Below are 19625 nucleotides of genomic sequence, written 5' to 3'. Positions count from 1 at the left end.
GGTCTTTGGCTCATAAATTGATTTGATGAGCGTCTGTTCATCTTTAACGATACATCATGATGTGCAGTTCTTTGAAAATTAGCATCATTTATTTTTAAGATAATTTTTGAGTGAGTCATTCATGATATTAAAAGGCACCTCTAGGCCATTTGTCCAAAACGATAATGATTTTAATCCCTGAGCAATAAGCATTTGCAAACCATCGATAGTCGTGCATCCTTTGTTGGCGCTAAATTTCAATAGATGAGTTGGAGCAGGATTGTAGATTAAATCATAAACGATTGTTTTTGAGTTAAGAGATCTCCAAAAAGACTCTCCATATGGCAATATATTCATTTCATTTTTGGCTGTTTTCATGCCTACTGGTGTTGTATTTACAACTAAATCTGCTTCTTCGATTAAATTTTGAGCCTGATTATCATTATTTAACAAACCCTGAAGTTTAATTTGATTTTCAAAATTTTTTATTAATTCATCTAGTGATGATTTGTTCCGTGCTACTACGGAGATTTTTGAAAGATTTAAATTTATTAATCCTTGAATAACAGATCGTGCTGCACCACCAGAGCCAAGAACAACTGATTGTTTTTCTGTTAAATTTAATGTTTTTAATGGATAAATAAATCCTTCTACATCGGTATTAGTTGCGCTCCATTCTTTTTCAGAATTCAATTTTAGAGTATTAATTGCTTTCAGTTTGCTTGCAACAGGGGAAATTTCACTACAAAGTTTAAATACTTTTTCTTTATGGGGGATTGTAATATTTAGACCTTTGCAATTAATTTTTTTTAAAGAATTCAGGACTAATTCTAGATCTTCATCTTTGCAAGGTATGGCAATATAAATTAAATCTAAACCTAAATATTGGAGGGCAGCATTTTGCATAATCGGTGACAAAGAATGGCTTACTGGATTGCCGATTAATGCAATAAAAGATGTCTTACTTGAAATCATGTTTAGAATTTTTTTTTAAAAAATAATGATCTGTTCGGGAACCACACCCCGTCTTTGAGTAACAATAATGACCCTGATGACCGATTATGGAGAATATAAAATATGAGAATTTACCCATGGGTAAGGTTGTAGGAATCGATTTAGGAACAACTAATAGTTGTGTCGCTGTAATGGAGGGTGGTAAACCTACTGTAATAGCAAATGCTGAGGGTTTCAGAACTACTCCATCAGTTGTTGCATATACAAAAAATCAAGATCAGCTTGTTGGGCAAATCGCCAAAAGACAAGCTGTTATGAATCCTGAAAATACTTTTTATTCTGCAAAGCGTTTTGTTGGTAGAAGAGTTGATGAAGTAAATGAAGAATCTAAAGAAGTTAGTTACTCTGTTGAAAAATCCGGTTCTAGTGTCAAATTAAAGTGTCCTATTCTGGATAAGCAGTTTTCCCCTGAAGAAGTAAGTTCTCAAGTTCTAAGAAAGTTAGCAGATGATGCGGGTAAATACCTTGGTGAAAAAGTTACACAAGCTGTAATAACTGTTCCAGCTTATTTTAATGACTCTCAGAGACAGGCAACAAAAGATGCAGGAAAGATTGCAGGTTTAGAAGTTCTTAGAATTGTCAATGAGCCAACAGCTGCAGCTTTAGCATATGGTTTGGATAAAGAAAATGAAAAAATTCTTGTATTTGATTTAGGGGGAGGAACATTTGACGTCTCTGTTATCGAAGCTGGTGATGGAGTAACTGAAGTTTTATCTACATCTGGAGATACACATTTAGGTGGTGATGATTTTGATAGATGCATCGTAGACCATTTAGCAAGTACTTTTAAATCAAATGAGGGAATTGATCTTAGACAAGATAAGCAGGCTTTACAAAGACTTACTGAAGCTGCAGAAAAAGCAAAAATTGAGCTGTCCAATGCTACTCAAAGTGAAATAAATTTGCCGTTTATCACAGCGACCCCTGAAGGTCCAAAACATTTAGATTTGAACCTAACAAGAGCAAAATTTGAGGAATTAGCAGCTTCTCTAATTGATAGGTGCAAAACCCCAGTTGAAAGAGCTATAAGTGATGCAAAAATTTCTACTAGTGAAATTGACGAAGTTGTGATGGTTGGAGGTTCATCTAGGATACCTGCAGTTTTAGATTTAGTAAAAAAAATAATAGGTAAGGAACCAAATCAAACTGTTAATCCTGATGAAGTTGTTGCTGTTGGAGCAGCTATTCAAGGCGGAGTTTTAGCAGGTGAAGTTAAAGATATATTATTGCTTGATGTCACTCCACTTTCTTTAGGTGTAGAAACTTTAGGTGGGGTTATGACAAAAATGATAAATAGAAATACTACAGTTCCTACTAAGAAATCTGAGACATATTCAACTGCTGTAGACGGACAAACCAATGTAGAAATACATGTACTACAGGGAGAAAGGGAAATGGCATCTGATAACAAAAGTTTAGGAACTTTTAGATTGGATGGTATTCCATCAGCACCAAGAGGTGTCCCCCAAATTGAAGTGACATTTGATATCGATGCAAACGGTATTCTTAGTGTTACAGCTAAAGATAAGGGGAGTGGAAAGGAGCAAAGTATTTCTATCACTGGTGCTTCTACTTTATCTGATAATGAGGTTGAAAAAATGGTTAAAGATGCAGAATCAAATGCATCAGCTGATAAAGAAAAAAGAGAAAAAATTGATTTAAAGAACCAAGCTGAAACACTCGTCTATCAGACAGAAAAGCAACTTAGTGAGTTGGGAGATAAAATTGATGCGGCCGCAAAATCCAAGGTTGAAGAAAAAAGCAATGCATTAAAAGAGGCAACCTCAAAAGAGGACTATGAATCAATGAAAAAACTTCTTGAAGAGCTTCAACAAGAACTCTATGCAGTCGGTTCATCTGTTTACCAGCAACCAGGTAATCAACCTCCAACGCCTGATTCGGCTGGTGGTCCTGATCAGACTGATTCAAAGGATAAAGGTGGAGATGATGTAATTGATGCAGATTTTACTGAATCGAAGGATTAGGAAAAGTAGTTTTTAATTTCATTAGCAACCCATTTAGAACAAGCTGGAGCAAGTAAAATCCCATTTTTATAAAAACCTGTACATATAATTAGTCCATCTTCAAGATTTTTCATTATCGGTGAAGGCTCACCCTCCGGCCTTGACCTTATTCCATACCATTTTTTAGAAATCTTCCCTTTCATCAGCCAATTTGGTTTTTTATCGAGAAAATTTGTAAGTTTTTCGAAAGTATTTTCTTCTGGCTTAGTACTATATTCGTCGGTTGATCCAATAATTAGCTTATTTTTTGATTTTGGAATTATATTTTTACCATTAATATTGAATTGTTTTGGCAGCGATAATAAATCAACTTCTGCATCATTTACATCAATTTCCATAGCTTGACCCAAGACAGGTTTTAATGTGATGTTGTGGGATATGCTATCTATTAAATCAATTGCTTTTAGTGAATTGCACAAAATAACCATATCAGATTTGATATTTTCATTGTTTCTTGTTGTAGAAATCCATTGATTGTTTGATTTTCTGATTTTTATTATTTCTCCTTCTGAAAAATTGATTTTTTTATGTTTTAGATATTTATCTAATGTTTGAAGTAAAGAAAAAGGATTTATCCTTCCATCTTTGAAGGAAATCATTCCTTTTATATTTTTTGTTTGGAAGGCTTTATTTATATTCTTGATAAATATTGAGTCTTTTTCTAAAATTCGTAAGTTTTGATCATTATTTTCATAAATAAATTTCTCTAATTTTTTAAACTTTTCTTCATTAGTAGTTAGTTGTATTAATGGTTTTTCGATATTTATTTCACTATTATATTTTTGAAGGAATGTAATCCATTGTGGCCATAATTCAATGCTTTGTTTCCTGAGAACCCAGCTTCTACCTCTCCTTTTTTGATACATATTACCCATTAGGAAGCCTAAGGCTGCATAGCTACTATTTTTGAGTTCAGTTGGATCTATTATCGTTACCTGGAAACCTAATTCTGATAATTCTAAGGCGTTAAATTTTCCAATAATCCCTGATCCAATAATAACTATGTGTGCTTTTTGAAAATTTTCTTTTAAGCTTTTCATTGATATATTAGATATACTTGCTTATTTGACTTAATAGTTAAAGAATTTTTGGAACATCCTTCAATTATATTCAAAATTGTTTGTCCCGATCGTCCTGGCCTTGTAAGTTTACTTACAAGCTGGATTTCAAATTACGGTGGAAACATAAAACATTCTGATCATCATACAGATCAAGATGCCGGTTTGTTTCTTAGTCGAATTGAATGGAATAGTAACAATGCCTCTTTTAATAGAGATGAAATTTATAAAGAATTTGAAAAAATTGCAGATGAAGTAAATGGAAAATTTAACGTCAATTATTCTGATGAAATTCCAAATGTTGCTATTTTCGTGAGTAAACAAAATCATTGTTTGATTGATTTACTTTGGCGAGTAAGAAATGGAGAACTCAAAATGAAAGTCCCGTTAATAATTTCAAATCATTCTGATCTTGAAAATATTGCAAATGACTTTAATGCAAAATTTGTGCATATTGATACCTTTAAAACTGATAAATCTATCGTTGAAGATCAATTTTTGCATTTACTAAAAGAATATGAAATTGATCTTGTTGTATTAGCCAAATATATGCAAATTTTGAGTGACTCTTTTTTAAAAAAGTTTTCTTCAATAATAAATATTCATCATTCTTTCTTACCTGCATTTAAGGGCGGTCAACCATATCATCGAGCTTGGAAGAGAGGAGTTAAATTAATCGGTGCTACTGCTCATTATGTTACTGAAGATCTTGATGAAGGCCCGATAATAGAGCAATGTACAGTTAATGTAAGTCATAGGGACGAAGTTGACGATTTGATTAGAAAAGGAAGAGATATTGAAAGAATAGCTCTAGCAAGAGCGGTTAGATTACACCTAAATCATCAAGTATTTGTTTATAACAGCAAAACTGCTGTTTTTGATTGAAGATAGTTTTTTAGTCTTCTAATTCTATTTGTATTTGTCTTTCATAAATTGATTCTTCATTAAAAGCTCTTGCTATCAAGAAACTAGCAATGCAGCTGATTAATACAGGTTTCATTATTAATAAATTTTTTGTTAAAGAGAAAGCTAAAAACATTGCTGTAATTGGTGTTCGCGAACATCCTGCTACGAAAGCTCCCATTCCCGCAAAAATGTATGTACTTGGTGCATGTCCTGTCGCAATTTCCACCCAGCTCCCCATTATTAGTCCGATTGACCCTCCTAAAGTAAGCATTGGATAGAACAATCCTCCAGGAGCTCCAGATGCTGCAGCTAAACCTGTCGTTATAAATAATACTAAAACTGCTAATAAAGCAATTCCAATACTTGTATTTTGTTCAGCAATTATTTTTTGTAATTCATCTAAATTATGAAATGTACTGGGTAAACAAGAGTAGATGCTTCCTAAAATAAGTCCACAGATACTCATTTTTAAAACAAATTTATTTTTATACCACTTTTTCCCAAGATTTTGCATCAACAAAACATATCTGCTGTACAATTCTGCAAATATTCCAATAATTATTCCTAGTAAAACTAAGTAAATAAAATCTATAGGTAAGAAAAAAACTGATGGGTCGTATTCTTTTTGAATCAAAAATCCGAGGTTAAAATCAAAGCCTCCTGCTTTAGGATCTAAACCTAAGGCTTGAATAATATCAGCAGATGAATCTGCAATAAAAGTTGTAATTACTACTAATAGCAAAATTACTGGTCTTGCAGAGTTTAATAGCTCTTCTATTGCATAGACAAACCCCCCTAATGGAGCGCTAAATACTGCAGCTATTCCAGCACCACCCCCTGCTGCTACTATGACTCTTCTAAAAGCTGTAGGAGCTTTGAGCCACTTGGCCATTTGCCAAGCTACTGATCCTCCCATTTGAACGGATGGACCTTCTGGACCCAAAGGGAATCCACTACCTATAGCAATAATTCCTGAGATTAGCTTTACTAATCCTACTTTTAAATTCATTGGAACTTTTTTATGTCTTAAAAAACCCATGATTTGACTCACTCCTGAACCTTTTGCAGCTGGTGCTATATTTTTGATCAAATATCCTGCAATAGCTCCTCCTAAAGCGCCAAAAATAGGTAAGACCGTAATAGATGGGAATTGGTCTAATAATGCTAATCTCCAATTATTAATAAAATAGATTCCAGTTTTAAAAGATATGCTTGTAATTGAGGCTCCTAAACCTGTTAATAAGAGCGAAAATGCAACGACTAGAGATCTTTGTTTTAATAATTTTTTGATGCTACGAGAAGAATTATTACTTGTTTTTTGAATATTATCTTTTATAAAGTTTGGCATAGTCCATGATTACTTTGTCAAGCTGAAATCGTTTATCTCATCAAATTGAAGATAGCGATAAAGTTGATCTGAATATGGATTAATTTTATTTTTAGTAATATCCTGATATTTTTCAACTTCAGGTATTTTGCCAAGCAGTGCGCAAACTGCTGCTAATTCAGCGCTGCCTAAAAAGACTTGTGCATTCTTGCCAAGTCTATTGTCAAAATTTCTTGTGCTTGTAGAAAATACTACGGAACCTTCATCTACTCTGGCTTGATTTCCCATACATAAAGAACAGCCTGGTAACTCTAACCTTGCACCACAATCTTCGAAAATTTTATAGTAACCTTCAGCTTTTAGAGTTTCTTCATCCATTTTTGTTGGTGGACAAATCCATAATTTAGCTTTTAAATTTTGTACACCTTCAAGAACTTTCGCAGCTGCCCTGTAATGGCCAATATTCGTCATGCAAGAACCTATAAAAACCTCGTCAATATTTGTATTTGCAACATCAGTGATTTCTTTTACATTATCTGGATCGTTTGGGCAAGCAACTATAGGTTGTGTTACTTTTGCTAAATCAATTTCAATGATTTCTTCATACTGAGCGTTTGAATCTGGTTGAATTAATGATGGTTTTTTTAACCAATTTTTCATATCATTTATTCTTCTTGAAATTGATTTTGAATCTTCATAATTGCTCTCAATCATTTTCTCTAGCAGGCAAATATTGCTTCTTAAGTATTCTTGTACAGTTTCTTGGGATAAAAGTATGGTACTACCAGCGCATGAGCGTTCTGCAGTAGCATCAGTAAGTTCAAAAGCTTGTTCAAGTTTTAAGTTTGGTAATCCTTCAATTTCCATAATTTTCCCGTTGAATATATTTTTTTTATTTGCTTTCTCAACAGTTAAGAGTCCTTTTTTAATTGCGAAGAGAGGGATTGCATTTACTAAATCTCTTAGAGTAATTCCTGGTAATAATTCTCCCTTAAATTTAACCAGCACAGATTCTGGCATATTTAATGGCATTGATCCTATTGCAGCGGCAAAGGCAACAATGCCCGAGCCTCCAGGAAACGAAATGCCAAGAGGAAATCTAGTATGACTATCTCCGCCTGTACCAACAGTATCTGGAAGAAGCATTCTATTAAGCCAGCTATGAATTATGCCGTCTCCAGGCTTAAGAGCTACTCCACCTCTTTGAGATATAAAATCAGGTAATTCTTTATGGGTCACTAGATCTACTGGTTTAGGATACGCAGCTGTATGACAAAAACTTTGCATTACTAAATCTGCAGTAAATCCTAAACAAGCTAGTTCTTTTAGTTCATCTCTAGTCATTGGCCCAGTAGTATCTTGACTACCAACTGTGGTCATAATTGGCTCACAGGTCATTCCTGGTCTTACTCCATCTAAACCGCATGCTTTGCCTACTATTTTTTGAGCTTGAGTAAAGCCGGCATTACTTTCGGTTGGATTTTGTGGTCTGGTAAATATTTCACTAGGTTGATAATCTAATTTATTTCTAATTTTGTCCGTAAGAGATCTTCCAATCATAAGATTAATTCTTCCGCCAGCTTGAATCTCATCAGTAAGAGTTGATGGATACAAGTCGAATTTGCTTATTAATTCTTCAGTATTTGAATCTTTTTCAATTTTTTTAATAATGCCTGCATGAGGATATATTTTAATAACATCTCCTGTTTTCATTTGAGATACGTCAGCTTCTATTGGTAAAGCTCCTGAATCTTGTGCAGTATTAAAGAAAATTGGGGCTATTTTGCTGCCAATTATTATTCCACCTGTTTTTTTGTTTGGAACAAAAGCAATATCTTCTCCTATATGCCAAATGAGTGAATTAATAGCAGATTTTCTAGAACTCCCTGTTCCAACAACATCTCCAACATAAGCTATTGGTAAATTTTGTTTTTTTAAATTATCAAGAATCTTTAGTCCATCAGGTTTTTTGAATTCCAACATAGCCAATGCGTGCATCGGAATATCCGGGCGTGTTGTTGCATGTACAGCTGGAGATAAGTCGTCTGTGTTTGTTTCGCCGTCAACTTTAAATACTAAACAAGTAATCTCTTTCTCCAGAACTTTTTTATTTTTGAACCATTCTGCATTTGCCCAACTATTTACAACCTCTTTTGCATAAAAATTATTTTGAGATAATTCATAGATTTCATTAGCTGAGTCATAAACAAGAATAATATTTTTTAAAACTTCTGCCGCTTTTTTAGCAAGTAAACTATTTTTTCCTTTTAGTATTTCAACCAGAGAATTTACATTATATCCGCCTATCATTGTTCCTAGTATTTCAATTGCTTTTTCGGGATTAATTGATTTGCAATATTTTTCGGAATTGACAATAGCTGTAAGCCAGCTTGCTTTTACATAAGCAGCTTCATCAACTCCTGGTGGTACTCTATTTATTAGTAAATCAAGTAAATAAGAAGAATCGTAAGAACTATCTTGTTCTAATAATTTTGTAATACAATTTGTTTGCTCAGCATTTAGAGGTAAAGGAGGTATACCTTTGGCTGCTCTTTCAGCCACGTGATCTGCGTAATCTTTTAGCAATGTTTCCAAATTCTTCATTAGTAAGGTTTAATGCCTAATCTATTGTTATTTTTAATATTGAAAAGGAGAGTATTCATAAATGCTTTTTTAAATATTCAAACTTCTTAATTAATCAATGACGACATCATCAAATAATTCAGCTTTAGAAAAGACATCAGATTTACATGTTGTTGAAACACGTCCATTAATACCTCCAAGCAGATTACATCATGATATACCTTTAGATCACGCCTCTGCCAATACAGTATCTAAAACAAGAAGATCGATACAAAATATTTTGCATCATAATGATCAGAAGCTTCTGGTAATCGTGGGTCCATGTTCAATTCATGATCTTGAGGCGGCAAAGGAATATTCAAAATATATTCAACATTTCCGAGAAATTTATAATGATAAATTAGAAATAATCATGAGAGTATACTTTGAAAAACCAAGAACTACCATTGGTTGGAAGGGATTGATAAATGATCCTCATCTAGATGATTCTTATGATATTAATACTGGTTTAAGAAGGGCACGAAGTTTGCTTTCATATTTAGCAACACGTGGTATACCTTCTGCTACAGAATTACTTGATCCAATTGTTCCTCAATACATTGCTGATTTAATAAGTTGGACAGCCATAGGTGCGCGGACTACAGAAAGTCAAACTCATAGGGAAATGGCATCAGGATTATCAATGCCTATAGGCTTTAAAAATGGAACGGATGGTTCTTTTACTACTGCAATTAATGCAATGGAGTCAGCTTCAAAATCCCATCATTTCTTAGGTGTAAATGAAAATGGAATGGCTTCTATAGTTAATACCACAGGAAATCCAGATGGACATATAGTTTTAAGGGGCGGTTCAAAAGGCCCAAATTTCGAAAATGATCATGTTAAGAGAATTTCAGCTGAATTGAAGCAATGTAATCTTCCCCATAAAGTGATGATTGATTGTAGTCATGGAAATTCCAATAAAGACTTCCGAAAACAGTCGGAAGTGCTAAAAAATATAGCTTCTCAAATAAGTAATGGTGAAAAAAATATTTTAGGAGTTATGCTTGAAAGTCACTTGAAGGAAGGAAATCAAAAACTTTTAAAAAAAGAAGATCTCCAATTTGGCAAAAGCATTACAGATGCATGTATAGATATAGAAACAACAAGAGAATTACTCGCTATTTTATATAATTCACTTAGTTAGTTATAAAAAAATTAAAAAATAATGCTGAAGAAATTGGAACAATGAGATTATCTATTCCTAAAACACTAAATTGTTCGAGCAAAGTCGCTAAAAAAGCTATTGTAAAATAATTTAAATTTAAACTATTTTCTTGGGCGTATCCTACTGAGCAAACTACTATCAAACTTGTTAAAAACATTGTCATAGTTCCATATAAAGATTTTTTTTGTTTAAAAAAAATCCAACTCTTTGAATTCAAGCTTTTTCCTATTAACCCAGCTAATCCATCACCAAAAGTCATTATGAAAAATCCACTAATTAATGCATATGGATCTTTATCCCAGAAAAGATAAATCAAAATAAATAAACTTAGACAATAAAATAATGTTCCATAACTCTTTCTCTCAATATCTTCAATTGTTGGAAATAATTTATAGGTGTAATTTATGAAAACCATTATTGAAACAATTCCTGTAAAAATTAGAGCAGAGTTTTGATTGATTTTTAAAAATTGAGCAATTGGTATTAAAGGTCCTATTCCAATATGAATTATTTTTCTGACGATTTCTCTGCTATCTTCATTATATTTTTTAAAAACTATTGATATTAAAAAAATTGAAAATAAATATAATAAAATTACGGTAAATTTTATCAATTTGCTTAAGCTGCTTTTTGATGAGTTGTCATTACTCTAAGTTTTAATATTGCTTTAGCTTCTAGTTGCCTTACTCTTTCTCGTGAAACATTAATTTGTCTTCCTATTTCTGCGAGTGTTAATGGCTCTTCACCATCTAAGCCAAATCTAAGCTTCATTATTTTTTGTTCTCTTTCATTTAATTGCGAAAGCCAAGTTCCTAAATGCTCTTTTTGAATTGTTCTATCCATACCTTCCATAGGCTCTTCACAGTTTGGATCAGGTATGAGTTCACCAAGAGTACTTCTATCCTCTTCGCCTCTAGCGTGAGCATCTAGGGAAGCGCAAGGAGCACTTTGCGAAATTAAATCTTCTAAATCTTTTTGATCAATTCCCATTTCAGTTGCCATTTCTAATCTGGTAGGTTGTCTACCAAATTTATGTGATAATTCTCGAGAGACTCTTCTCATTTTGGATAGTTTTTCACTTATGTGAATAGGCAAACGAATTGTTCTTGCACTATTATCAATAGCCCTTGTCATTCCTTGCCTAATCCACCAGTAAGCATAAGTTGAGAATTTATATCCCATAGCAGGATCAAATTTATCTACAGCTCTCTCAAGGCCAATAGCTCCCTCTTGGACAAGATCTAATAATTCAAGACCTTGGTTTTGGTATTTTTTTGCAACGGAGACAACAAGCCTTAGATTAGCTGCCATCATTCTATCTCTGGCTCTTTTGCCAATTTTAATTTGATAAAGATTTCGTTGCGTTCTATCAGTTTCGGGAATTTGTAGCAACTTTTTCATGCTCTGAACATGGTGAGCCAACTCTATTTCCTCTGCTGGAGTCAATAGAGGTACTCTTCCAATGCTACTTAAGTAATAGCCAATAGAATCTGAAGCGAGTCTGCCAGATTTTTTTTGGCTTTGTTTTGCCGTAAGACTGGATTTCGATTTGCGAGACTTGCCCGCAGTGTTTGGTAATCTTGGCTCATCAAAATTTTTATCTGAAGAGCTTTTCGTAGATTCCAGAGGGATCCCCATCACCCTGGCCTCCTAAATAATGGATTTTTTAAAAAGCTAGCACTGAAATTGAAATAAAAACTACTTTTACGTTGAAATTTTAAAGACAAAAATTTCTTTTTGGAAGCTAATTCTATGAAATCCATTGATATGAACGGATTTTATAAAAATTAAAAAAAATTTAAAATATTAAGAATTTTTTAAATGTTGTAAAAATCAATATTTATTTTATTTTTTTATGAGGTTAATTTGCGAACGATTCTCTGATGAATCTAATTTCAATTTCGAATAAGAACCATCTTCCTTCATTATCCAAGAAAAGTAATCATCTTTAATGTAGGTTTGCAAAAGCGAGTATATTTTAGATTTCAATTCATAATCCTCTATCGGAGTAACAGCTTCTATTCTTCTATCAAGATTTCTTCTCATCCAATCTGCACTCCCAATAAAAACCTCATTATCACCGTTATTACAAAACCAAAAAATTCTTGAGTGTTCAAGAAAATGGCCAATAATGCTGATGACTTTAATATTTTCACTTAAATTTTTTCTTTGGGGATATAAACAACAAATACCTCTTACGATAAGAATAATTTTTACACCTGAATTAGAAGCTAAATAAAGAAGTTTAATTATTTCAGGGTCTACTAAAGAATTCATTTTTGCAATTATTTCAGCTTTTTTACCTTCTACTGCATTTTTTATTTCTCTCTTTATTAGAAAAATAAATTTTTCTCTCATCGATGAGGGAGAAACTAATAATTTTTGATAACTTTTTTGCTTAGAAAAACCTGATAAGTAATTAAACAACTCAAGTAAATCTGATGCAATATCAGGATCTGTTGAAAGTAATCCTAAATCTGTATAAAACCTTGAAGTATTAGAGTTATAATTACCAGTTCCAATATGAAAAAAATTTCTTAAGCGTCCTTTTTCTTTTCTAACTATTAAAGCTATTTTTGTATGTGTTTTAAATCCTATGATTCCATAGACAACATGAACGCCAGCTTGTTCAAGTTGCTTTGCCCATTGAATATTATTGTCTTCGTCAAACCTTGCTTTTAGTTCAACAAGAGTCATTACCTCTTTCCCATTCTCTGCAGCTCTCATTAAAGCTGCGATAATAGGAGAATCTTTTGAAACTCGATATAAAGTAATTTTTATAGCCATTACAAGTGGATCATCAGCTGCTTTATTTATAAATTCTTCTACTGAAGTTTTAAATAAGTCATACGGATGATGAAGCAGAATATTTTTTTTCCTAAGTACATCAAAAATATAATTGAGGTTTTTGTCTGAAGATAAATCTAAATTTTTTAATTGTGGGTGAGTTTTCCCAATTAGCAGATTTTCTTTTAAATCATCTCTATTTATTTTTGTCAGCTGATTTAAATCGTCAAGGCCTAAAAAACTTTTACAAAAGTATATATATTCTTCTTGTATTGAGATACTTTCAACTAGTGGTTTAAGAATATTTTCTGGCATATTCGATTCAACTTCTAATCTAACTAGGTCTCCACCTAATCTTCTCTTTTGCAAACTTTGTTCAACTGCTAGAAGAAGATCATCAGCTTCAAGTTCTTTTAATTCTAAATCTGCATCTCTTGTGACTCTAAAAAAAGAGTAATTTATACATTCCATTCCGTTAAATAAATTATTTATATTATTCCCAATTAAATCTTCAACACTTATAAAAACGTGAGAACTTTTATCATCATATTGAATAATTTCATTGGGAATTTGTATAAATCGATTTATTTTTTTTGTTGGTATTTTTACTCTGACAAACTGATTTTTAGAATTTTCCCCATCTCTTATTAGAGCTGCCAAATTTAGACTTAAATTACTTATAAAAGGAAATGGATGTGCTGGATCAACAACTAATGGAGTTAATAGAGGGAAAATAGATGTAGTGAAGAAATTATTACACCAATTTCTTTGACTTTCACTTAGGTCCTTATATTTTTTTAAAATTATACCTTTTTCTTTTAATTCATTATTTAATTCATTATTTACATAGTTTTCTTGAAGAGTAGTTAATTTTTTTATTTCATTGTTGATTTTCCTTAATTGCTCTTTAGGTGTAAGTCCGTCAATACTTTTTTTGGTAATTTCTGCTTCAACTTGAGCCTTTAATGAAGCTACCCTAACCATAAAAAACTCATCAAGATTATTACTAAAAATTGAACAAAATTTCACTTTATCTAGGATTTTGTACTCTTTTTCCATACCAGTTAGGAGTACTCTTTTATTGAATTCAATCCAACTTAATTCTCTATTAATAAAAACATCTGCCTGGCTTTTCATTGAAAAACTTTTGATTTTTGATTTTTAAAAGAATTATTATTTTTACCCTCTGCAATAAGGTATATCATGAAAAGTAAGATAACGGAACCAGCTATAAAAGGTGATTTAGGACCAAAACTATCATAAACCCTTCCTGCCATTGCAATTCCTAAAACTCCCCCAAGACTCTGTAGACCTTGAAGGTTACTTAAAATGGATCCTTGTTTATCAACTTCTAATTTTTTTGATATTAGTGCTCTTAAGGTGGGTGTAATTAACCCTGCCCCAATGGCTAAAAATGAAACAGCTGAATAAATATTAATTGTCGCATTTTCTTTTGGAGAAGTTATTAAAAGAGCACACGCAACAAGTATGAAGCCTGATCCCATAAGTGTTAATCGCATTTCGCCAAATTGCTTTACCAGAGGCCCAATTAGTCCTCCCTGAACGATAATTGCAATGATTCCTACTACAACAAGAGTTCCACTTGATGCTTTGGTAGTCCAGTTTAAGGATTCTTGAAGGAAAAATATGAGGATATTGGTTAATCCAGTAAAAGCAATAAAGTAAATAAAAAATGCTAATGATAATTTTTTAATCTTTTCTTCTTTGAAAACTGTAAATAGCTCTTTTAAAGGGTTTTTTAAAAAAGTTTTTGATTTTTTTGAGTTACTATTAGGCTTGGTTTCTGGTAAGTAAAAAAATACAAGGAGGAAATTTATTATTGGAATTATTGAAGCTATTAAAACTGGAATGATAAAGTTATTATTTGTATTTTTTGCAAATATTACAACGAAAATATTACCTAAGAAAAAACTTAAACCAAAAGCTACGCCAATAAGACCAAATGTTTTTGCTCTTTTTTCAGGGGTTGAAATATCTGCAAGAATAGTTGTTGCAGTGGCTGCAGTTCCTCCACTTAAGCCGTCAATTAGTCTCGCTAAGAATAATAAAAATAATGGGATAGTTGCTATTGAATTTGACCAATTAAAAAGAACAGTAAAAGATAATATGGATATTCCAATTATTGAGCCTGTAATACAAAAAAGAGTGATAGGCCTTCTGCCGTATCTATCACTCATAAGTCCAATAAAAGGGGAAGCTGTAAATTGTGCAAGTTGGTAAGTGCATGATAATAAGCCATATGTACTAGCTTTAGAGTCAAAAAGTAGAACAAAAGAGGGTAAAATGGGCAAAAGTATACTTTCACTTAATCGATCATTTAGAAGAGTGACAAAAGCACTCAGGAGAGTAAATTTTTTGTTTGGTTTCAATAAACTTTCTTTCACAATATTTACCTTCATTGCGATTAACTTTTACTACCATACTTGTTAATGGAGATTTATGTGTCTGGTATTGTTTATTTAGTTGGGGCAGGGCCTGGAGATCCTGAGCTTTTAACTCTTAAAGCTTTACGTTTAATAAAAAATTGTGATGCCTTAGTTCATGATGCTTTAATTCCAGATGAAATAATAAAAGAGGCAGGAAAAAATACAGAAATTTATCATGTAGGCAAAAGAGCTGGAAAGTGTTCTGTTCCTCAGGCTGAAACTAATGCTCTTATTTTGAAATTAGCAAAAGAAGGCAAAAATGTTGTAAGGCTTAAAGGGGGAGATCCATTCGTTTTTTCTAGAGGTGGTGAAGAGGTATCGATTTTAGAAAAAAATGGAATTTTAGTTGAAATCGTTCCTGGGATTACATCTGGGATAGCTGCCCCCACATATTGTGGGATTCCACTAACCCATAGAGATGCTGCTAGTTCCGTAACTTTCGTCACTGGACATGAGCGTGTAGATAAGGAAAAAAAGACAGTGAATTGGAGAGATTTAGCTAAATCATCAGATAGCTTAGTAATTTTTATGGGTATAAAAAATATTGAATTTATAGTTGAAGAATTAATTCTAGGTGGTCTAGATAAGAATACTAAATGCGCTGTTATTCAAGAAGCTACTTTAAAAAATCAAAAATGTTTGATAGAGAAATTATATAATCTTCCAGATAAAATCAAAGATAAAGAATTTTTAGCTCCATCAATTATCATTATTGGAAAAATTGTTGAATTTAAGGTTAATAACAATATAACTCAAGTATCTGATGTCTATTTACCAGATATTAATAAAGTTCAACTATATAATAAATCCCAAAAGTAAATTGGATCGAATTTAGGTTTAAGCTTTAAATCATTAACTTGATTAATTTGTCTGCAAGATAAGCTATTAATTGCAACTATTATGTCATCATTTTGAAATTCTGGAGGAATTAATTCTTCTTTTACAATTTTTAATTTTAAAGCTTTAGAAACCATAATCCCCTCTAAACAGCCGCTCTCTTTTCTAGGAGTTATCCATTGATTATTTCTTTTAATTAGAAGATTAAATGTACTTCCACAACAAAGTTCACCTGAAGTATTCAAAAGGATAGAATCATCAAATGATTTTTCATTAGCTTCTGTCAAAACTTGTATTGCTTGATTGTATGAAAATGTTTTGCATTTACTTATAAGACTGTATTCATTTATTTTTTCTGTTCGACTAATGCAAACGCTTATCGGATTAAAATTTGGATTAATTCTATAAAACTCAAGCCATAAATTATCCAAATCTTTTGTTTCTAAAGTGCTATCAATTGTTAGTCTTCGACCTTCATTAGTTCCTCGACTATAGTTTATTCTTACTGAAGCAAATTGATCATTTTTAAGCGATAACTTTCTAATTCCATCATGAATAAGTTGCCTCAAATTTAATTTATTTATTTTGAGATTAATATTTAAAATCTTGCTACTTTTTTCTAACCTTTTCAGATGTTCATCAAAAAGAATAGGTTTGTTTTTTTTTATCAAAATGGTTTCAAATATACCATCAGCAAATTTTAATCCTCTATTATTAGCAGCAATAAATATTCTATCAATATCCAACCATTGATCCTTGTGCCAGCCTAATGTTTCAATCATTTTAGTGAATCAATTAACGGTAAAAGTTTCCACTTTAGTTCATTAGTTTCCTCTTCAGGGTTTGAGTCAATAACTATTCCACAACCAGCATAAATATTGATTTTTTTGTCTTTAATTAAAAATGATCTTATTAGTATATTGCTGTCAAATTCTCCATTCCAGTCAAGCTTCAAAAATGAGCCACAGTATGGTCCGCGTTCACATTCTTCTAATTCAAAAAGTCTCTGGCATGATCTTAATTTAGGTGCTCCAGTTATAGAGCCCCCAGGCCAACAAGCTTTTAGTAAATCAATCCAGTTCTTGTCTTTTTTTAATTTGCCTCTGATTACTGAAGTTAGATGATGAACTTTTAAGAAACTTTCAAGTTTTAATATTTCTGGCACCATAATACTTCCTGTTTCGCAAACTTTACTCAAATCATTTCTTATTAGGTCAACAATCATTATATTTTCGGCTCTATCTTTTTCGTTCGTTATTAAATCGATAGCATTAAGTGCGTCTTGATTTAAATCCTTATCTCTGGATCTAGTTCCTTTGATAGGTCTTGATTCTACAAAATTTTTATTATCTATTTTTATAAATCTTTCTGGCGAGGTAGATAATACAGCCTCTTTATAATTATTATTAATTATTATTCCTCCAAAGGGAGCTCTTAATTTCCTTCTTATTTTCAAATAAATATCTAGAGGATTATATTTTTTGGACGATTCAATTTCGCATTTAGTTGTTAGGTTTGCTTGAAATATATCCCCTAGGGAAATTAATTTTTTCAAATTTAGAATATTTTTCTGAAATTTTTTAGCCATTTCGTCCAAATTTATTTTTGAAAAATCAAAATTCAAATTTGTTTTAATAATATTTTCTTCTTGAATATTTTTTATATTCATGATTATGCTTTTATAATTCATCAGTTCAGATGAGTTTGTGCCTTCGATAATTATTTCTTTTTTTATAAGATTACATTTAATGATTGGATCATATGATGCAATCCATAAAGTTGCCATATTAGATTTTCGCCATGGGTTTTTGGGTTCTATGTAAATTCCAGCTTCATAACTTAACCACCCGATCCAAAATCCCTTTTCAATATTTTTTAAATTGTTAAATGGATTATTAGTTTTGTCTAAGTTATTGATATCTCTTGATTGGATTATTTCTTTAGGTTTAATTCCTATTATTGACCATTCCCCATTTTCTTTGCCATCACTGTCTAGCCAAGCTAATCCTTTATCTCCGAATTTTTTTGTTAGATGATGCGTAATCAGTGCTGGATCTATCCATTTTTCTAGAATTATTTTTTTTATTTTCATTTTTTATTATTGTTATTAAGCCATTTTTCATAAGCGGCATTTCTAATTCTGCAGCTATCACACTTACCGCATGGTTTTGAATTACCCGAATAACAACTCCATGTTTTATCTAAAGGGACATGATTAGCAAAAGCTAATTTAATAATTTCCTCTTTATTTAAGTCTAATAGTGGTGTCCAAAGTTTTATTGGATTATTTTCTCTTCCTCTTTTATTGGCTAAATCCGCTAGTTCTTGAAATTTTTTAATATAGTCAGGCCTGCAATCTGGATAACCAGAATAATCCAGTGCATTAACTCCTAATCCTATAAAATCAGCATCTATTGCTTCGGCATAACTTAGTGCAACGGAAATAAATATAGTATTTCTCCCAGGAACATAAGTATTAGGAATTTTATTAGTTTGTACTCCTTCTATTGGAATATTTTTTTGAGTATCAGTTAATGACGAGCCTCCCCATAAAGATAACTCAAGCTTAATGATTTTAAATTCTTCGATATCAAAGTGTTTTGCAATTATTGATGCTGAATTTAATTCTTTTTTATGTCTTTGACCGTAGTCAAATGAAAGGCCAAAAATTTTAGCTTCGGATTTTTTTGCGATACCAGTAACTGTAGAAGAATCTAAACCTCCAGATAACAAAACTACTATCGATTTATTTTTAAGAGTCATATGATTTCAATTAATTTTTAAGTATTTGTGAGTTTGAAGGCTCAATTTCCAATCGGGATTATTTTTTACGAAATCAATAGCAAGAGAAAACCCATTTGTATTGTTCCATGCTGGCTGTAAATAAAAAATTTTATCTTCTTTTTTGAAGCCATATTCGCTTTTAGAGAGTTGATATTGTTTTAAAGTTTCTTTTTTAATTTGAATAGCAAATTCAATATCTTCTATGTCATTTATGATTATTTTGATTTCATTACAGTTTTTTAAAAAATAATTTTTTGGAGGTGAGTGTCTTTTAGGAGATAAAGTAATCCAGTCATAGCTTCCTGATATCGAATTAACTCCACTTGTCTCAATATGAATCTTCATTGGCTTTTGTTCTTCTCCAATCGTCATTTTTTTTATGGCTTTGCAAAAATTATCCAAGTTATGTTGTAAAGGTTCTCCACCTGTAATAACGCAAAAAGATGCTCCTTTTTCTCTGGCAATTTTTATGCGATCTATTATTTTTTCAATTGATATAGAAGGATGTTTTTTCTCGTCCCATGAATTCTTGGTATCGCACCATGAACATCCAACTTTACATCCGGCTAATCTTATAAAAAAAGCACTTTTCCCAGCGTGATAACCTTCACCTTGTAATGAATGAAATTGTTCGACTAAGGGTAAAAAATTTGTCATTTTCATTCAAAAAAA

16 protein-coding genes are annotated in these 19625 nt (G+C 31.8%); 4 read left to right on the top strand and 12 right to left on the bottom strand.

The window, feature by feature from the left end:
- Window positions 1-84 precede the first annotated feature (84 nt).
- Window positions 85-954, bottom strand: a complete 870-nt coding sequence (locus EW14_RS09660) for a shikimate dehydrogenase (RefSeq protein ID WP_042851248.1) — start codon at window positions 952-954, stop codon at window positions 85-87.
- A 116-nt stretch (window positions 955-1070) separates the two neighbouring features.
- Here EW14_RS09660 and dnaK point away from each other — a divergent pair, with 116 nt between their 5' ends.
- Window positions 1071-2978 (top strand): molecular chaperone DnaK, encoded by a 1908-nt coding sequence (gene dnaK / locus EW14_RS09655; protein ID WP_042851397.1) that lies wholly within the window; start codon window positions 1071-1073, stop codon window positions 2976-2978.
- Here dnaK and EW14_RS09650 read toward each other — a convergent pair.
- A complete protein-coding gene (locus tag EW14_RS09650; RefSeq protein WP_042851247.1) occupies window positions 2975-4057 on the bottom strand; it encodes an FAD-dependent oxidoreductase in 1083 nt (360 codons plus the stop codon). The genes dnaK and EW14_RS09650 overlap by 4 nt on opposite strands.
- A 48-nt stretch (window positions 4058-4105) precedes the next feature.
- Here EW14_RS09650 and purU point away from each other — a divergent pair, with 48 nt between their 5' ends.
- Window positions 4106-4960, top strand: coding sequence for a formyltetrahydrofolate deformylase (gene purU / locus EW14_RS09645; protein WP_042851246.1), 855 nt, complete (start codon window positions 4106-4108; stop codon window positions 4958-4960).
- A gap of 10 nt (window positions 4961-4970) precedes the next feature.
- Here the strand turns inward: purU and EW14_RS09640 are convergent, their stop codons facing one another.
- Window positions 4971-6329, bottom strand: a complete 1359-nt coding sequence (locus EW14_RS09640; RefSeq protein ID WP_042851244.1) for a ClC family H(+)/Cl(-) exchange transporter — start codon at window positions 6327-6329, stop codon at window positions 4971-4973.
- Between the two features lie 9 nt (window positions 6330-6338).
- Entirely contained in the window at window positions 6339-8912 is a 2574-nt protein-coding gene (acnB, locus tag EW14_RS09635; RefSeq protein ID WP_081925765.1) for a bifunctional aconitate hydratase 2/2-methylisocitrate dehydratase, read from the bottom strand.
- Window positions 8913-9009: 97 nt separating this feature from the next.
- Here acnB and EW14_RS09630 point away from each other — a divergent pair, with 97 nt between their 5' ends.
- Window positions 9010-10077, top strand: coding sequence for a 3-deoxy-7-phosphoheptulonate synthase (locus tag EW14_RS09630; protein ID WP_042851243.1), 1068 nt, complete (start codon window positions 9010-9012; stop codon window positions 10075-10077).
- Here the strand turns inward: EW14_RS09630 and EW14_RS09625 are convergent.
- The 4 genes from EW14_RS09625 to EW14_RS09610 form a co-directional block, all read right to left on the bottom strand.
- On the bottom strand, window positions 10070-10711 hold the full coding sequence (locus EW14_RS09625; RefSeq protein WP_042851242.1) for a diacylglycerol/polyprenol kinase family protein: 642 nt from the start codon (window positions 10709-10711) through the stop codon (window positions 10070-10072). The two genes, EW14_RS09630 and EW14_RS09625, sit on opposite strands and share 8 nt — an antisense overlap.
- A 5-nt stretch (window positions 10712-10716) precedes the next feature.
- Complete coding sequence (locus tag EW14_RS09620; RefSeq protein WP_042851241.1) at window positions 10717-11736, bottom strand: RpoD/SigA family RNA polymerase sigma factor; 1020 nt, start codon at window positions 11734-11736, stop codon at window positions 10717-10719.
- A gap of 207 nt (window positions 11737-11943) precedes the next feature.
- Window positions 11944-14022 (bottom strand): polyphosphate kinase 1, encoded by a 2079-nt coding sequence (gene ppk1, locus EW14_RS09615; RefSeq protein WP_042851239.1) that lies wholly within the window; start codon window positions 14020-14022, stop codon window positions 11944-11946.
- The gene (locus EW14_RS09610; protein WP_042851238.1) at window positions 14019-15290 is read right to left on the bottom strand and encodes an MFS transporter; all 1272 of its coding nucleotides are present in this window, start codon (window positions 15288-15290) and stop codon (window positions 14019-14021) included. Before EW14_RS09610 ends, ppk1 begins: the two co-directional genes overlap by 4 nt.
- Before the next feature lie 57 nt (window positions 15291-15347).
- Between EW14_RS09610 and cobA the strand changes: the two genes are divergently transcribed.
- Complete coding sequence (gene cobA, locus EW14_RS09605; RefSeq protein ID WP_042851237.1) at window positions 15348-16151, top strand: uroporphyrinogen-III C-methyltransferase; 804 nt, start codon at window positions 15348-15350, stop codon at window positions 16149-16151.
- On the opposite strand, the gene EW14_RS09600 is transcribed toward cobA, so the two are convergent.
- The 4 genes from EW14_RS09600 to EW14_RS09585 are packed head-to-tail and all read right to left on the bottom strand — an operon-like array spanning window position 16124 to window position 19610.
- Window positions 16124-16951 (bottom strand): aminotransferase class IV, encoded by an 828-nt coding sequence (locus tag EW14_RS09600; protein WP_042851235.1) that lies wholly within the window; start codon window positions 16949-16951, stop codon window positions 16124-16126. The genes cobA and EW14_RS09600 overlap by 28 nt on opposite strands.
- Window positions 16948-18261 carry an anthranilate synthase component I family protein gene (locus EW14_RS09595; RefSeq protein WP_042851234.1) on the bottom strand — a complete coding sequence of 438 codons (1314 nt, stop codon included), beginning with the start codon at window positions 18259-18261 and terminating at the stop codon, window positions 16948-16950. Before EW14_RS09595 ends, EW14_RS09600 begins: the two co-directional genes overlap by 4 nt.
- On the bottom strand, window positions 18258-18932 hold the full coding sequence (queC, locus tag EW14_RS09590) for a 7-cyano-7-deazaguanine synthase QueC (protein ID WP_042851233.1): 675 nt from the start codon (window positions 18930-18932) through the stop codon (window positions 18258-18260). The genes EW14_RS09595 and queC overlap by 4 nt, the downstream gene beginning before the upstream one ends.
- Window positions 18933-18938: 6 nt before the next feature.
- Window positions 18939-19610, bottom strand: coding sequence for a 7-carboxy-7-deazaguanine synthase QueE (locus tag EW14_RS09585; protein ID WP_042851394.1), 672 nt, complete (start codon window positions 19608-19610; stop codon window positions 18939-18941).
- Window positions 19611-19625 lie beyond the last annotated feature (15 nt).

The sequence above is a fragment of the Prochlorococcus sp. MIT 0604 genome, from assembly GCF_000757845.1.
Lineage (GTDB): Bacteria > Cyanobacteriota > Cyanobacteriia > PCC-6307 > Cyanobiaceae > Prochlorococcus_A.
Note: the sequence above shows the minus strand (reverse complement) of the source record. Positions and strands in the feature narration are given on the sequence as shown.

Excerpts from the sequence above, each read along its gene's own strand:
- EW14_RS09650 (WP_042851247.1), bottom strand. The coding sequence starts at position 4,057 with ATGAAAAGCTTAAAAGAAAATTTTCAAAAAGCACACATAGTTATTATT.
- ppk1 (WP_042851239.1), bottom strand. The coding sequence starts at position 14,022 with ATGAAAAGCCAGGCAGATGTTTTTATTAATAGAGAATTAAGTTGGATT.
- EW14_RS09585 (WP_042851394.1), bottom strand. The coding sequence starts at position 19,610 with ATGACAAATTTTTTACCCTTAGTCGAACAATTTCATTCATTACAAGGT.
- EW14_RS09660 (WP_042851248.1), bottom strand. The coding sequence starts at position 954 with ATGATTTCAAGTAAGACATCTTTTATTGCATTAATCGGCAATCCAGTA.
- EW14_RS09640 (WP_042851244.1), bottom strand. The coding sequence starts at position 6,329 with ATGCCAAACTTTATAAAAGATAATATTCAAAAAACAAGTAATAATTCT.
- acnB (WP_081925765.1), bottom strand. The coding sequence starts at position 8,912 with ATGAAGAATTTGGAAACATTGCTAAAAGATTACGCAGATCACGTGGCT.
- queC (WP_042851233.1), bottom strand. The coding sequence starts at position 18,932 with ATGACTCTTAAAAATAAATCGATAGTAGTTTTGTTATCTGGAGGTTTA.
- dnaK (WP_042851397.1), top strand. The coding sequence starts at position 1,071 with ATGGGTAAGGTTGTAGGAATCGATTTAGGAACAACTAATAGTTGTGTC.
- EW14_RS09600 (WP_042851235.1), bottom strand. The coding sequence starts at position 16,951 with ATGATTGAAACATTAGGCTGGCACAAGGATCAATGGTTGGATATTGAT.
- EW14_RS09630 (WP_042851243.1), top strand. The coding sequence starts at position 9,010 with ATGACGACATCATCAAATAATTCAGCTTTAGAAAAGACATCAGATTTA.
- EW14_RS09595 (WP_042851234.1), bottom strand. The coding sequence starts at position 18,261 with ATGAAAATAAAAAAAATAATTCTAGAAAAATGGATAGATCCAGCACTG.
- EW14_RS09620 (WP_042851241.1), bottom strand. The coding sequence starts at position 11,736 with ATGGGGATCCCTCTGGAATCTACGAAAAGCTCTTCAGATAAAAATTTT.